At 73.7% G+C, this 13,797-nt stretch carries 11 protein-coding genes; 9 read left to right on the top strand and 2 right to left on the bottom strand.

Going from position 1 to position 13,797, the window contains the following annotated elements; all coding sequences use genetic code 11:
- Positions 1 to 4: 4 nt before the first annotated feature.
- Entirely contained in the window at positions 5 to 1,435 is a 1,431-nt protein-coding gene (gene hemG / locus AB0F13_RS04665) for a protoporphyrinogen oxidase (RefSeq protein WP_362075124.1), read from the bottom strand.
- Positions 1,436 to 1,557: 122 nt separating this feature from the next.
- Here hemG and AB0F13_RS04660 point away from each other — a divergent pair, with 122 nt between their 5' ends.
- From AB0F13_RS04660 to AB0F13_RS04645, 4 genes are all read left to right on the top strand, one after another.
- Positions 1,558 to 2,751 (top strand): thiolase family protein, encoded by a 1,194-nt coding sequence (locus tag AB0F13_RS04660; protein ID WP_362075121.1) that lies wholly within the window; start codon positions 1,558 to 1,560, stop codon positions 2,749 to 2,751.
- Between the two features lie 101 nt (positions 2,752 to 2,852).
- A complete protein-coding gene (pcaH, locus tag AB0F13_RS04655; RefSeq protein WP_362075118.1) occupies positions 2,853 to 3,533 on the top strand; it encodes a protocatechuate 3,4-dioxygenase subunit beta in 681 nt (226 codons plus the stop codon).
- Entirely contained in the window at positions 3,533 to 4,093 is a 561-nt protein-coding gene (gene pcaG, locus AB0F13_RS04650) for a protocatechuate 3,4-dioxygenase subunit alpha (protein ID WP_362075115.1), read from the top strand. The genes pcaH and pcaG overlap by 1 nt, the downstream gene beginning before the upstream one ends.
- A 37-nt stretch (positions 4,094 to 4,130) precedes the next feature.
- Complete coding sequence (locus AB0F13_RS04645) at positions 4,131 to 5,501, top strand: FAD-dependent oxidoreductase (protein WP_362075112.1); 1,371 nt, start codon at positions 4,131 to 4,133, stop codon at positions 5,499 to 5,501.
- A gap of 80 nt (positions 5,502 to 5,581) precedes the next feature.
- On the opposite strand, the gene hemE is transcribed toward AB0F13_RS04645, so the two are convergent.
- The gene (gene hemE / locus AB0F13_RS04640; RefSeq protein WP_362075109.1) at positions 5,582 to 6,658 is read right to left on the bottom strand and encodes a uroporphyrinogen decarboxylase; all 1,077 of its coding nucleotides are present in this window, start codon (positions 6,656 to 6,658) and stop codon (positions 5,582 to 5,584) included.
- 91 nt (positions 6,659 to 6,749) lie between these two features.
- Between hemE and AB0F13_RS04635 the strand changes: the two genes are divergently transcribed.
- From AB0F13_RS04635 to AB0F13_RS04615, 5 genes are all read left to right on the top strand, one after another.
- Positions 6,750 to 7,421 (top strand): DUF3000 domain-containing protein, encoded by a 672-nt coding sequence (locus tag AB0F13_RS04635; protein ID WP_362075106.1) that lies wholly within the window; start codon positions 6,750 to 6,752, stop codon positions 7,419 to 7,421.
- A gap of 426 nt (positions 7,422 to 7,847) precedes the next feature.
- The gene (locus AB0F13_RS04630) at positions 7,848 to 8,507 is read left to right on the top strand and encodes a response regulator transcription factor (protein WP_086571339.1); all 660 of its coding nucleotides are present in this window, start codon (positions 7,848 to 7,850) and stop codon (positions 8,505 to 8,507) included.
- A 78-nt stretch (positions 8,508 to 8,585) separates the two neighbouring features.
- On the top strand, positions 8,586 to 9,863 hold the full coding sequence (locus AB0F13_RS04625) for a ribonuclease D (RefSeq protein WP_362075102.1): 1,278 nt from the start codon (positions 8,586 to 8,588) through the stop codon (positions 9,861 to 9,863).
- 559 nt (positions 9,864 to 10,422) lie between these two features.
- Positions 10,423 to 11,643 carry an acetyl-CoA C-acyltransferase gene (locus AB0F13_RS04620; protein ID WP_362075099.1) on the top strand — a complete coding sequence of 407 codons (1,221 nt, stop codon included), beginning with the start codon at positions 10,423 to 10,425 and terminating at the stop codon, positions 11,641 to 11,643.
- A complete protein-coding gene (locus tag AB0F13_RS04615; RefSeq protein ID WP_362075096.1) occupies positions 11,640 to 13,766 on the top strand; it encodes a 3-hydroxyacyl-CoA dehydrogenase NAD-binding domain-containing protein in 2,127 nt (708 codons plus the stop codon). The genes AB0F13_RS04620 and AB0F13_RS04615 overlap by 4 nt, the downstream gene beginning before the upstream one ends.
- The last annotated feature ends 31 nt before the right edge of the window (positions 13,767 to 13,797 follow it).

Here is a 13,797-nt window from a genome sequence, read left to right as displayed (position 1 = left end):
GGTCCTATTCTCCCCCGGTGCCCCCGCCGCTCGGAGCCAGGGTCGCGAGAACCTCGTCGGCGGCCCGCCGGCCGCTGGAAACGCAGGCCGGGATGCCCACGCCGTCGTAGGCGGCGCCGCAGACCCGCAGCCCGGGGAGGCGGGCGACGTGCTCGCGGATGCGGGCGACGCGGCCGAGGTGGCCGACGGCGTACTGCGGCAGCCCGTCGTGCCAGCGGGTGACGGTGCTCTCCAGGGGCGACGCGGCGAGACCCACGGCCTCGCCGAGGTCCTTGAGTGACATTTCCACCAGATCGGAGTCCTCGCGCTCCAGATCGCCCTCGTCCTCGAACCGCCCGATCGAGGTACGCAGGACGAAGACGCCGGGGTCCGCGTCCGCGATCCAGCCCCATTTTTGGGTGGCGAAGGTGGATGCCTTGATCTTGTGCCCGTCGACGGGCGGCACGAGGAAGCCGCTGCCGGCCGGCAGCCCCTCGACGTCGCGGCGGCGGAAGGCGAGGGTCACCAGGGCCATGGAGGCGTACTCCACCGCGGCGAGCTCCGTGGCGGCGGCGCGGGCGGAGGGGGCCAGGAGACGGGAGGCGGGCCCGGCGGGGACGGCGACGACGACGGCGTCCGCAGTCAGCGTCCGCCCGTCGACGACGAGCCGCCAGCCGTCGGTGCCGCGTACGAGCTCCTGCACGCGCGCGTGGGTGCGGATCTCCCCGCCCGCCGCGCGCACCGCGTCCGCGACCGCGAGCGGCAGCCGCCCGATGCCGCCGTCGATCCCCATGAAGACCGGCCCGGTCTGCTGCCGCCCGGCGGCACGCGCCTGGATCTCCCGTACGCCCTCGATCAACGAGTGGTGCGTGCGGGCGGCGTCGTAGAGCTGGGGGACCGCCGCGCGCATCGAGATGCGGTACGGGTCGCCCGCGTAGACGCCGCCGAGCAGGGGCTCCACCAGCCGGTCCACCACCTCGCGGCCCATCCGCCCGGCCACGTACTCACCGATCGCGACATCGTCGCCGATCTCGGTGCGCGGCAGTTCGCCGTCCCGGGCGACCCGGGCGACGCCCTCGTCCGAGAGCACTCCGGACGCGGCCAGCGGGCCGAGATCACCGGGCACGCCCATCATGTGTCCCTTGGGCATCGGCCGCAGGCCGCCGCGCGTCCAGATGCCCGCCGCGGCGGTGGCCGGCGGCTGCAGCCGGTCGCCGAGACCGACCGCGCGGGCCAGCTCCACGGCCTCCGGCCGGCGCGCGAGCATCGCCTCGGCACCCAGGTCCACGGGGACGCCCGCGATCTCACCGGCGTGCAGCTTGCCGCCGAGACGGTCCGAGCCCTCCAGGACCGTCACGCGCGCACCGCCCTCCAGCAGCCGGTGGGCCGCCGCCAGCCCGGAGATCCCACCACCGATGACCACCACGTGCCGCGAAGAGGTGTGCGCTGCGCTCATGCCTCCACTCTCTCAAATCCCCACGCCGGGCCCGTGGGCACCCCATTGACAGCGCCCGGCACCCGGCCGAGACTCGCGCGCACATGACCGTCCCACCCGCCCCGAACGTTTACGGAGACCCCATGAACGACCGCATCCGGGATGTGTACATCGTCGATGCCGTCCGCACCCCGGTCGGCAAGTACGGCGGCGCCCTCGCGCCGGTGCGCCCCGACGACCTCGCCGCGCACGTCCTGCGGGCCCTGGCCGACCGGTCGCCCGGGCTGGACCCGGCCCGCATCGACGACGTGGTCTTCGGCAACGCCAACGGCGCCGGTGAGGAGAACCGCAATGTGGCCCGCATGGCCGTGCTCCTGGCCGGGCTCCCCGTGTCCGTGCCCGGCGCGACCGTCAACCGGCTGTGCGCCTCCGGCATGGAGGCGGTCGTGCAGGCGTACCGGGCCATCGCCCTCGGCGACGCGTCCGTGGTGGTCGCGGGCGGCGTGGAGTCGATGAGCCGGGCGCCGTGGGTACTGCCCAAGCCGGCGCGGGCCTTCCCCGCCGGGCATCAGGAGCTGTACTCGACGACGCTGGGCTGGCGGATGACCAACCCGGCCATGGAACCGCGCTGGACGGTCTCCCTGGGCGAGGGCGCCGAGCTGATCGCCGACAAGCACGGCATCACCCGGGAGCAGCAGGACGCGTTCGCGTTCGCGAGCCACGAGAAGGCCGCGCGGGCGTGGCAGGACGGCGCATACGAAGCGGAGGTGGTGCCCCTGCCCGGGGTGACCCTCGCACGGGACGAGTGCATTCGCGACGCCACCTCGCCGGAGGCGCTCGCCGCGCTGAAGCCCGCCTTCCGGAAGGCCGGCGGCACGGTCACGGCGGGCAACTCCTCGCCCCTCAACGACGGCGCCGCCGCGCTGCTGCTGTGTGACGAGGAGGGCTTGCGGGCGACCGGCCGCGAGCCGCTGGCCCGGGTGCGGGCGTCGGCGGTCACCGGGATCGAGCCGGACCTCTACGGCCTGGGCCCGGTCGAGGCCGTGCGCCGGGCGCTCGCCAAGGCGGGCCGGACGTTCGCGGACCTGACCCACGTCGAGCTCAACGAGGCCTTCGCCGCGCAGGCCCTGGGCTGCTTCGCGGAGTGGCCGGGCCTGGACCCCGGCATCGTCAACCGGCGCGGCGGAGCGATCGCCATCGGTCACCCCCTGGGCTGTTCCGGCGCCCGGCTGACGGGTTCGGTCGCCCATCAGCTCGCGGCGGCGGGTTCGGGCACGGGCCTGGCCGCGCTGTGCATCGGCGTGGGCCAGGGCCAGGCGCTGGTCCTGGAGCGCTGACCCCGTGCGCACTCGTCCGGCGCTCCCCGGCGGGCCGCCCTGACCTGACGTCGCCTCAGGCAGCGGGGATCACCGGCCCCGCACCGGGGTAGGCCATGGCCATGGCAGCCGCTGAACCGTCCGTCCCCCCGTACGCAGGTGCCGTCGAGCGCCGGCCCCTGCGACCACCGGTGCCGCTCGTGCCCGTCCCCGGCGCGGTCGAGCTGGCCGGCCCCGTCTTCGGCCCGGCCGACGTCGGCCCGCTCGACGGCGATCTGACCCGGCAGCACCGCGGGGAGCCGCTCGGCGAGCGCATCAGCGTCGGCGGGCGGGTCCTGGACAGCCGGGGCCGTCCCGTACGGGGTCAGCTGGTGGAGCTGTGGCAGGCCAACGCCGCCGGCCGCTACGCCCACCCGCTCGACCGCCACCGAGCCCCTCTGGACCCCCACTTCACCGGCGCCGGCCGGTGCCTGACCGACGCCGAAGGGCACTACCGCTTCGTCACCATCCGGCCCGGCGCCTATCCCTGGGCGCACCACCACAACGCGTGGCGCCCCTCCCACCTGCACTTCTCCCTCTTCGGCACGGCATTCACGCAGCGCCTGGTCACCCAGATGTACTTCCCGGACGACCCGCTCCTGCCGTACGACGCGGTGTGGCGTTCCGTGCCCGGGGCGGCCGCCCGCCGGCGGCTGGTCGCCGCCTACGACCCCGGCCTGAACGAACCCGGCTTCTGCCTCGGCTACCGCTGGGACATCGTCCTGGACGGCCCGGACGCCACCTGGTGCGAGGAGGGCCGCTGATGCCCCTGCCCGTCACCCCCTCCCAGACGATCGGCCCCTTCTACGGCACCGCCCTGCCCTTCCCCGGCGGCGCTGACCTCGCCCCCGCCGGGCACCCCGGGGCGGTCACCCTGCACGGGCACGTCCACGACGGCGAGGGCGCTCCGGTGCCGGACGCGCTGCTGGAGTTCTGGCAGGCGGCCCCCGACGGCTCGCTCCGCGGCGCCCCCGGCAGCCTGCACCGCGACGGCACCCGCTTCACCGGCTTCGCGCGCGTCCCCACCGCCGGCGACGGCCACTACGCGCTGCGCACGCTGCTGCCGGGCGGTGCGCCCTACCTGGCGCTGTGCCTCCTCGTGCGGGGCCTGACCGGCCACCTCTTCACCCGCGTCTACTTCCGCCCGCCCGACGACGATCCCCTCCTGGCCGCCCTGCCGCCCGCCCGGCGCGCGACGCTGCTGGCAGCCGAGGAGACGGACCGCCCCCGGTCGTACCGCTTCGACGTACGGCTGCGGGGCGGCGCGGAAACCGTCTTCCTGGACTTCTCCGGCCAACAGGGAGCCGGGGGAGGGCACACGTAGCGTGGGGCCCCACGACCGGTGAAAGGACGGGAACGCGATGGCGGAACGACGGCTGGTGGTCATCGGGGGTGACGCGGCGGGCATGTCCGCGGCCTCCCGGGCGCGCAGGCTCAAGGACGCCGGGCAGCTGACGATCACGGCGTTCGAGCGCGGCCGCTTCGCCTCGTACTCGGCGTGCGGCATCCCCTACTGGGCCGGCGGCGTGGTCGACGGCCCGGACGCGCTCGTCGCCCGGACGCCCGAGGCGCACCGCGAGCGCGGCATCGATCTGCGCATGCGCACGGAGGTCACCGAAATCGACCTGGCCGGACAGCGGGTGCGCGCCCGCGACCTGACGTCCGGCCAGGAGCAGTGGCACGGCTTCGACGACCTGGTCGTGGCGACCGGAGCCCGGCCGGCGCGCCCTCCGCTGGAGGGCATCGACGCACCGGGCGTGTACGGCGTGCAGACCCTGGACGACGGGCAGGCGCTCCTCGACGGCCTGGAGCAGTCCGCGGGCCGGCGCGCGGTGGTCATCGGCGCCGGCTACATCGGCGTGGAGATGGCCGAGGCCCTCAGCCGGCGGGGCTACGAGGTGACGGTCGTCGAACGTGCCGGGCAGCCGATGTCCACGCTCGACCCCGACATGGGCGCACTGGTGCGCGAGGCGATGTCCGGCATGGGCATCGACGTGGTGACGGGCACGGCCGTCACCGGCATCGTCACCGGCGACGGCGGCCGGGTGGCCGCGGTCGCCACGGAGGACCGCGAGTACCCGGCCGACGTGGTCGTCCTGGGCCTGGGGGTACGCCCCGAGACTCGGCTGGCCGACGCGGCGGGGCTGCCGCTGGGCGAGTCGGGCGGGCTGCTGACGGACCTGGCGATGCGGGTGCGCGGCCACGGCAACGTCTGGGCGGGCGGCGACTGCGTCGAGGTCCTCGACCTCGTCTCGGGCCGCACCCGGCACATCGCCCTCGGCACCCATGCCAACAAGCACGGCCAGGTCATCGGCACCAACATCGGGGGCGGTTACGCCACGTTCCCGGGCGTGGTCGGAACCGCCGTCAGCAAGGTCTGCGACCTGGAGATCGCGCGCACCGGGCTGCTGGAGGCCGAGGCCGCCGCCGTCGGGCTGCGTGTCGTGACCGCCACGATCGAGTCCACGAGCCGCGCCGGCTACTACCCGGGCGCGCACCCGATGACGGTGAAGATGCTCGCCGAGCGCGGCACGGGCCGGCTGCTGGGCGTCCAGATCGTCGGCCGCGAGGGGGCGGCGAAGCGGGTGGACGTGGCGGCGGTGGCTTTGACGGCCCGCATGACGGTGGACCGGATGACGGCACTGGACCTGGGCTACGCGCCGCCGTTCTCACCGGTGTGGGACCCGGTCCTGGTAGCGGCGCGCAAGGCGGCCGCGGCGGTGGCACCGTAACCGGGGCTCCGCCCCGGACCCCGGACCCCGGTCCTCGAACGCCGGACGGGCTGAATCGACAATCCCCCCGGCGCCGACCGCTAGTGCGCCGTCTGCTCGTGCACGTACGCGACGAGCCGCGTCAGCGCGTCGGGGTCCATGGCCGGCATCACGCCGTGGCCGAGGTTGAAGACATGGCCCTCCAGGCCGCGGGCCGCCTCCAGCACCTCGCGCGTCTTCGCCTCCACCGCTTCCCGCGGAGCGAAGAGCACCGCCGGGTCCAGGTTGCCCTGCAGCGCCTTGCCGGGGCCAACGCGGCGGGCGGCCTCGTCGAGGGGCACGCGCCAGTCGACGCCGACGACGTCCGCGCCGGCCTGGCTCATCAGGCCGAGGAGCTCGCCGGTGCCCACGCCGAAGTGGATGCGGGGCACGCCGTGGTGCGCGACGGCGTCGAAGACCTTGGCGGAGGCGGGCATGACGTACTTGCGGTACTCGGCGGGGGCGAGGGCCCCGGCCCAGGAGTCGAAGAGCTGGACGGCGGAGGCGCCGGCCTTGATCTGGACGTCGAGGAAGGCCGCGGTGATGCCGGCGAGCCGGTCCACGAGCTCGGCCCACAGCTCCGGGGCGCCGTACATCATGGCCTTGGTGTTCTCGTACGTGCGCGACGGGCCGCCCTCGATGAGGTAGCTGGCCAGCGTGAAGGGCGCGCCGGCGAAGCCGATGAGCGGGGTGGCGCCGAGCTCGGCGGTGAGCATGCCGATGGCCTCGGTGACGTACGGGACGTCGTCCGGGCCGAGCGGGCGCAGCCGTTCCAGGTCGGCGCGGGTGCGGATCGGCTCGGCGACGACGGGGCCGACGCCGGGCTTGATGTCGAGGTCGACGCCGATGGCCTTCAGCGGCACGACGATGTCACTGAAGAAGATCGCGGCGTCGACGTTGTGGCGGCGCACGGGCTGCAGGGTGATCTCGGTGACGAGCTCGGGCCGCATGCAGGATTCCAGCATGGGAATGCCCTCGCGGACCTTGCGGTACTCGGGGAGCGAGCGGCCTGCCTGGCGCATGAACCAGACGGGGGTGTGCGGCACGGGTTCGCGGCGGCAGGCCCGCAGGAACGCCGAATCGTGTACCGCATCGTGTGCCGCGGTGCGGCCGGTCTGCTGCTGGCTGCGCTCACTCATGCCCCAAATCTTCGCACGGGCCGAACGAGTGACCCGCCCGTGTGGGTGTCCCTACCCGGAACCGCGGGTTGTTCCGCCTAGTCTTCCGGGCATGGCTGCGGCGCAGGGACACCTCTCGGACGGTCCGGACGACGCGGATGGGGAGGACACCCCGTCCGTCTTCCGGCAAGCGGTCGCGGGGCTGCAAGGGGTACGCCTGCGGCCCGAGATCGAGCTGGACGCCACGCCTCCGCCCCAGCGGCTCGCGCCCTACTCGTACGCGCTGGAGGCGGCGGTCGTCGTCGACGACGAGGAGCTGGCGGACGGACGGCTGATCCTGCTGCACGACCCGGCGGGGCACGAGGCGTGGGGCGGCACGTTCCGCCTGGTGACGCTGGTGCACGCGGAGCTGGAGCCGGAGATGGCGGCGGATCCGTTGCTGCCCGAGGTGTGCTGGTCGTGGCTGACGGGTGCGCTGGAGGCCCGGCGGGTGCCGTACGCGGCGCCCAGCGGCACGGTGACGCGGGCGAGTTCGCACTACTTCGGCGGGCTGCTGGAGCGCGAGCCGTCGACGCGGATCGAGATCCGGGCGTCGTGGTCGCCGGCCCAGGCCAAGGGTCCGGCGGGCCCGGCCGAGGCCGCCGCGCAGACGCCGGACACGGCGGCGCATCTGTCGGCGTGGTGCGATCTGCTGTGCCAGATCGCGGGCCTGCCACCGGGCGGCGCGCCGGAGGCGGGGATCGTGACGCTGCCGCAGCGGCGGGGACCGCACAGCAGCCGCTGACTATATCGGCCGGGCCCCGGTCCCGGCCGGACGGCGGGGCCGGCTCGACGGACCGGGCGGTCCGGGCCGCCCGGGTGGTCCGGTTCGGACCGGGCTGCTCGCACTGCCGGGCTCACGACGGCCCGGCACGACGGCTCATGGCCACCCGAGGACGGCCGAGGACCGCCGAGGGCGGCCCGGACACCTCCGACCGGTGCTTTTCTGCCATCCTTCCGTGGGGTTTGCGCCGAGTTGCGATGACAAAAAATGAGCGAGTTGATCGGGCAATCGTCCGAATTGCCCGAATTGTTACTCATCAATTCGTGATCATTCCCTAAAGCCGGGCCGTTTCATTGCCGAAGGACCTTGTGACCCTTCCCATACGGATCGCCCCGGCTTATCCCCAAGTCGGCACCGGTCCCCGCCACTCCCCCCAATGGAGGCCTGGTGTCCGTTCTCCTCGAGCAACCCGCTAGCCTCGCCTACCGCCCGAACAAACCGACCGCCATGGTCGTCGTCGCGGATCCCCGGGTCCGCTCGACCGTCACGCGCCATCTGTGGGCGCTGGGCGTGCGCGACGTGATCGAGGCGTCGTCCATCGCGGAGGCCCGGCCGCGCATCGGCAACCCGCGCGACATCTGCGTCGCCGACGTCCACCTTCCGGACGGCTCCGGCCTGACGCTGCTCTCCGAGACCCGCGCCGCGGGCTGGCCCAACGGCCTGGCCCTGTCCGCCGCCGATGACATCGGCGCCGTACGCAACGCGCTCGCGGGCGGCGTCAAAGGCTATGTCGTCACCGGTACCCGTACCAATCTCGGCGTCCCCGGCCGTCCCGGAGCCGCCCCCATCGGCTCCGCCGCCGCCCGGATGCAGCGGCGCCCACCCGGTGCCCCCGGCCACCCCGGTGGCTACCGCGAGCTGTCAGGACGCGAGGTGGAGGTGCTGCGGCTGGTTGCGGAGGGCCAGTCCAACAAGGCCATCGGCGTCTCGATGGGACTCTCGGCGCTCACCGTCAAGAGCCACCTCGCCCGCATCGCCCGCAAGCTCGGAACGGGGGACCGAGCCGGAATGGTGGCCGTGGCACTGCGCACCGGCATCATCCACTGACCCGCGGGAATCCGCGCCGCGCCCGTCGCCGGAACGTTCCGGCGACGGGCGCTTGCCATCCACAGATACCCTTGACCAGTGACCGACGCCCAAGACACCGCAGCAGACACGACACTGCGAACCACCGGGGGCGGCCCCCCGGACGACGTCGATTCGGCGCCGATCCCGTTGCTGGAACCCCGGGAAGGCATGCCCCCGGTCGTCGCCGACGCCGACGCCCTGGCAGGGGTCGTCGCGGCCTTCGCCGCGGGCACCGGCCCCGTCGCCGTCGACGCCGAGCGTGCCTCCGGCTACCGCTACGGCCAGCGCGCCTACCTCGTACAGCTGCGCCGCGAAGGCGCCGGGACCGCGCTGATCGACCCGGTCGGCTGCCCCGACCTGTCCGCCCTCGGCGAGGCCGTCGCCGACGCCGAGTGGGTGCTGCACGCCGCCACCCAGGACCTGCCGTGCCTGCGCGAGATAGGGATGACGCCGGCGCGGCTCTTCGACACGGAGCTGGCGGGACGGCTCGCGGGGTTCGCGCGGGTGGGACTCGGTGCCATGGTCGAGAACGTTCTCGGGTACGCCCTGGAGAAGGGCCACTCCGCCGTCGACTGGTCCACCCGCCCCCTGCCGGAGCCGTGGCTGCGCTACGCCGCACTGGACGTGGAGCTGCTGGTGGACCTGCGCGACGCGCTGGAGGAGGAGCTGGACCGGCAGGGCAAGCTGGCCTGGGCCCATGAGGAGTTCGCGGCGATCGCCGCCGCGCCCCCCGCCCCGCCCCGCAAGGACCCCTGGCGCCGCACGTCCGGCATGCACAAGGTGCGCAGGCGCCGGCAGATGGCCGTGGTCCGCGAGCTGTGGACCGCGCGCGACCACATCGCCCAGCGGCGCGACGTCTCCCCCGGCAAGGTGCTGGGCGACGCCGCGATCGTCGAGGCCGCCCTCAACATGCCGCCGAACACCCAGGCCCTCGCCGCGCTGCCCGGGTTCGGGCACCGGATGAGCCGTAAGCAGTTGGAGCAGTGGCAGGCCGCCATCGACCGCGCCAAGGCGATCCCGGACGTGGAGCTGCCGCAGCCCGGCCAGCCCCTGACGGGCCCGCCCCCGCCCCGCGCCTGGGCCGACAAGGACCCGGTCGCGGCGGCCCGGCTGTCGGCGGCCCGCTCGGCGGTCTCCGAGCTCGCCGAGCGGCTCACGATGCCCCAGGAGAACCTGATCACCCCGGACACGGTGCGCCGGCTGTGCTGGGAGCCGCCGACGGTGCCCACGCCGGAGGCCGTGGCCGCGGTCCTCGACGCGCACGGCGCGCGTGCGTGGCAGGTCGAGCAGGTGACGCCGGTGCTGGTGAAGGCGCTGAGCGAGGCCTCGGCCTGAGGCAGGTCCGGCACCGCCGGACAGGTACGCGGGCGTCGACCGCCGCCGCGGCGGAATGCTGTTCCCCGGCCCCGGCGGCTCCCCCGCGTGAGGGGCTTCGCCCCGGGTCCCGGGAAACGGCGAAGTCGATCGCCGTCACGGCGGGATGTTGTTCCCCGGCCCGCCCCTTCCGGCTGTAGCTGTATCCATCTGCGGCCCGCCGCGTGAGGGGCAAGCCCCCGAGCCCCCGAGCCCCGGGGGTCCCGGGGTGCGGCAGTCCTGCGGTGCGGGGTCCCGGGGGCCGGGGCGGAGCCCTGGGAAACGGCGAAAGGGTGGGGCCGGGGCCTTTTCCCCGCCGCGACGGCGAGCGACCCGTACCGGGGTGACCGGCGGTGCCCGAGCCCGCAGCGACCCGGCATCGCCGCCCCCGTACCCACGCGGAATGTGACCTTCGCCGCTCCGGCCGGGGGGTCTGGGCAGCAGGGTTACCCGCAAGTAGCATGACGGTGTCAGCCCGCACCGCGGCGGAGCCGTACCGGCATGCCCGCGCGCAGCGATCCGCACCTGGAGGAGAGCCAACGTGCCTCGTACCGCTAGGGACGTCGTTTTCGTCGACGGCGTCCGCACCCCGTTCGGCAAGGCGGGCCCGAAGGGCATCTACCACGAGACCCGCGCCGACGACCTCGTCGTCAAGGCCATCCGGGAGCTGCTGCGCCGCAACCCGGACCTGGACCCGGCCCGCATCGACGAGGTCGCCATCGCCGCGACCACGCAGATCGGCGACCAGGGGCTGACCCTCGGACGTACGGCCGGCATCCTCGCGGGCCTCCCGCAGTCCGTGCCCGGCTACTCCATCGACCGCATGTGCGCCGGTGCGATGACCGCCGTGACGGCCGTCGCGGGCGGCGTCGCCCTCGGCGCCTACGACATCGCCCTGGCCGGCGGCGTCGAGCACATGGGCCGTCACCCCATGGGTGAGGGCGTCGACCCGAACCCGCGCTTCGTCTCGGAGAAGCTGGTCGACGAGTCCGCCCTGTTCATGGGCATGACGGCGGAGAACCTGCACGACCGTCTGCCGCACATCACCAAGCAGCGCGCCGACGAGTACGCGGTCCGCAGCCAGGAGAAGGCCGCCAAGGCGTACGCCGACGGCAAGATCCAGGCCGACCTGGTGCCGATCTCGGTCCGCCGCACCTCCCCCGAGGGCGGCGAGACGGGCTGGGGCCTGGCCACCGCCGACGAGCCGATGCGCCCGGGCACCACGCTGGCCAACCTGGCCGGCCTGAAGACCCCGTTCCGTCCGCACGGCCGGGTCACCGCGGGCAACGCCGCCGGTCTCAACGACGGTGCCACCGCCTCGCTGATCGCCGCCGAGGACGTGGCGCGCGAGCTGGGCCTGCCGGTCAAGATGCGCCTGGTCTCCTACGCCTTCGCCGGCGTCGAGCCCGAGGTCATGGGCATCGGCCCGGTCCCCGCGACCGAGAAGGCGCTGGCCAAGGCGGGCCTGTCGATCGACGACATCGGCCTGTTCGAGATCAACGAGGCCTTCGCGGTGCAGGTGCTCTCGCTCCTGGACCACTACGGCATCGCGGACGACGACCCGCGCGTCAACCAGTACGGCGGCGCGATCGCCTTCGGCCACCCGCTGGCCTCCTCGGGCGTCCGCCTGATGACGCAGCTGGCCCGGCAGTTCGAGGACCAGCCGCACGTCCGCTACGGCATCACCTCGATGTGCGTCGGCTTCGGCATGGGCGGAACGGTCATCTGGGAGAACCCGCACTTCGACGGAGGCAACAAGTGAGCACCACCGCTGAGCTCCTGAAGGGCGCGGCCGAGCTGTTCCCCGACGAGGTCGTCACCCAGGCGCACGTGCGCCACCTCGACCTCCCCGGCGCGGGCCGCTTCGCGCTGATCACGCTGGACAACGGCTTCGACCACACCAAGCCGACCACCTTCGGCCCGAAGTCCCTCGCCAACCTGAACCTCGCGATCGACCAGGTCGAGGCGGAGGCCAAGGACGGCTCGATCGTCGGCGTCGGCATCACCGGCAAGCCGTTCATCTTCGCCGTCGGCGCCGACCTCAAGGGCGTCGAGCTGCTGAAGCGCCACGAGGACGCGCTGGCCATCGGCAAGGGCGGCCACGACGTCTTCAAGCGGCTGTCGTCGCTGGCGGTCCCGACCTTCGCGTACTACAACGGCGCGGCGATGGGCGGCGGCGTCGAGGTCGGCCTGCACTGCACCTACCGCACGGTCTCGGCGGCGCTCCCGGCGTTCTCCCTGCCCGAGGTCTTCCTGGGCCTGGTGCCCGGCTGGGGCGGCTGCACCCTGCTGCCGAACCTCATCGGCGCGGACCGCGCGGTCTCGGTCATCATCGAGAACTCGCTCAACCAGAACAAGCAGCTGCGCGGCAAGCAGGTCTTCGAGCTCGGCATCGCCGACGCCCTGTTCGAGGGCGCGGACTTCCTGGAGCAGTCGCTGCTGTGGACGGCGTCCGTCCTCAAGGGCGAGCTGGAGGTCGCCCGGCCGGAGATCGACCGTGGCGAGGCCTGGGACCAGGCCGTCGCACGCGGCCGCTTCATCGCCGACTCCAAGGTGCACGGCGCCGCCCCGGCCGCCTACCGCGCGCTGGACATCATCGCCGCCGCCAAGAACGGCGACCTGCGCCAGGGCTTCGACGCCGAGGACCAGGCCCTCGCGGACCTGATCATGGGCGGCGAGCTGCGCAGCGGCATCTACGCCTTCAACCTGGTGCAGAAGCGCGCCAAGCGCCCCGCCGGTGCCCCGGACAAGTCGCTGGCCCGCCCGGTCTCCAAGGTCGGCGTCGTCGGTGCCGGTCTGATGGCCTCTCAGCTGGCGCTGCTCTTCGCCCGCCGCCTGGAGGTGCCGGTCGTACTGACCGACATCGACCAGGAGCGCGTCGACAAGGGCGTGGGCTACGTCCACGGCGAGATCGACAAGCTGCTGGGCAAGGGCCGCATCAACCAGGACAAGGCCAACCGCCTCAAGGGCCTGGTGACCGGCGTCCTCGACAAGGCCGCCGCCTTCGGTGACGCGGACTTCGTCATCGAGGCCGTCTTCGAGGAGATGGGCGTCAAGCAGAAGGTGTTCGCCGAGGTCGAGGCGGTCGTGCCGGAGCACGCCATCCTCGCCACCAACACCTCCTCGCTGTCGGTCACCGAGATGGCGTCGAAGCTCAAGCACCCCGAGCGGGTCGTGGGCTTCCACTTCTTCAACCCGGTCGCGATCCTCCCGCTGCTGGAGATCGTCCGCGGCGAGCAGACCGACGACGCCTCGCTGGCCACCGCCTTCGGTGTCGCCAGGAAGCTGAAGAAGACCGCGGTGCTGGTCAAGGACGCCCCGGCGTTCGTCGTCAACCGCATCCTGGTCCGCTTCATGGGCGAGATCCAGAACGTCATCGACGAGGGCACCCCGGTGGCCACCGCCGAGAAGGCCGTCGAGCCGCTCGGTCTGCCGATGTCGCCGCTGGTCCTGCTGGAGCTGGTCGGCCCGGCCATCGGCCTGCACGTCTCCGAGACGCTGCACGGCGCGTTCCCGGACCGCTTCACGGTCTCGCCGAACCTGGCCGCCGTGGTCAAGGCCGGCAAGCGCGGCTTCTACGTCTACGACTCCGGCAAGCCGGAGCTGGACCCCGAGGTCGCCGCGCTGCTGGTGCAGGGCGACACCGTCCTGACGGAGGAGCAGGTGCGCGCCCGCGTCCTGGACGCCGTCGCGCAGGAGATCGGCCTGATGCTGGACGAGGGCGTCGTCGCCGAGGCGCAGGACATCGACCTGTGCCTGATCACGGGCGCGGGCTGGCCCTTCCACCTGGGTGGCGTCACGCCGTACCTGGACCGCGAGGGTGTCTCCGAGCGCGTGCTCGGCCGCCGCTTCCTCGCCGAGGGTGTGGCGAGCGTCCCGGCGTAACGCGCCGCTCGGGGTCCGGGGGCTCCGCCTC

The sequence above is a fragment of the Streptomyces sp. NPDC026206 genome, from assembly GCF_040638465.1.
Lineage (GTDB): Bacteria > Actinomycetota > Actinomycetes > Streptomycetales > Streptomycetaceae > Streptomyces.
Note: the sequence above shows the minus strand (reverse complement) of the source record. Positions and strands in the feature narration are given on the sequence as shown.

Excerpts from the sequence above, each read along its gene's own strand:
- hemG (WP_362075124.1), bottom strand. The coding sequence starts at position 1,435 with ATGAGCGCAGCGCACACCTCTTCGCGGCACGTGGTGGTCATCGGTGGT.
- AB0F13_RS04660 (WP_362075121.1), top strand. The coding sequence starts at position 1,558 with ATGAACGACCGCATCCGGGATGTGTACATCGTCGATGCCGTCCGCACC.
- pcaH (WP_362075118.1), top strand. The coding sequence starts at position 2,853 with ATGGCAGCCGCTGAACCGTCCGTCCCCCCGTACGCAGGTGCCGTCGAG.
- pcaG (WP_362075115.1), top strand. The coding sequence starts at position 3,533 with ATGCCCCTGCCCGTCACCCCCTCCCAGACGATCGGCCCCTTCTACGGC.
- AB0F13_RS04645 (WP_362075112.1), top strand. The coding sequence starts at position 4,131 with ATGGCGGAACGACGGCTGGTGGTCATCGGGGGTGACGCGGCGGGCATG.
- hemE (WP_362075109.1), bottom strand. The coding sequence starts at position 6,658 with ATGAGTGAGCGCAGCCAGCAGCAGACCGGCCGCACCGCGGCACACGAT.
- AB0F13_RS04635 (WP_362075106.1), top strand. The coding sequence starts at position 6,750 with ATGGCTGCGGCGCAGGGACACCTCTCGGACGGTCCGGACGACGCGGAT.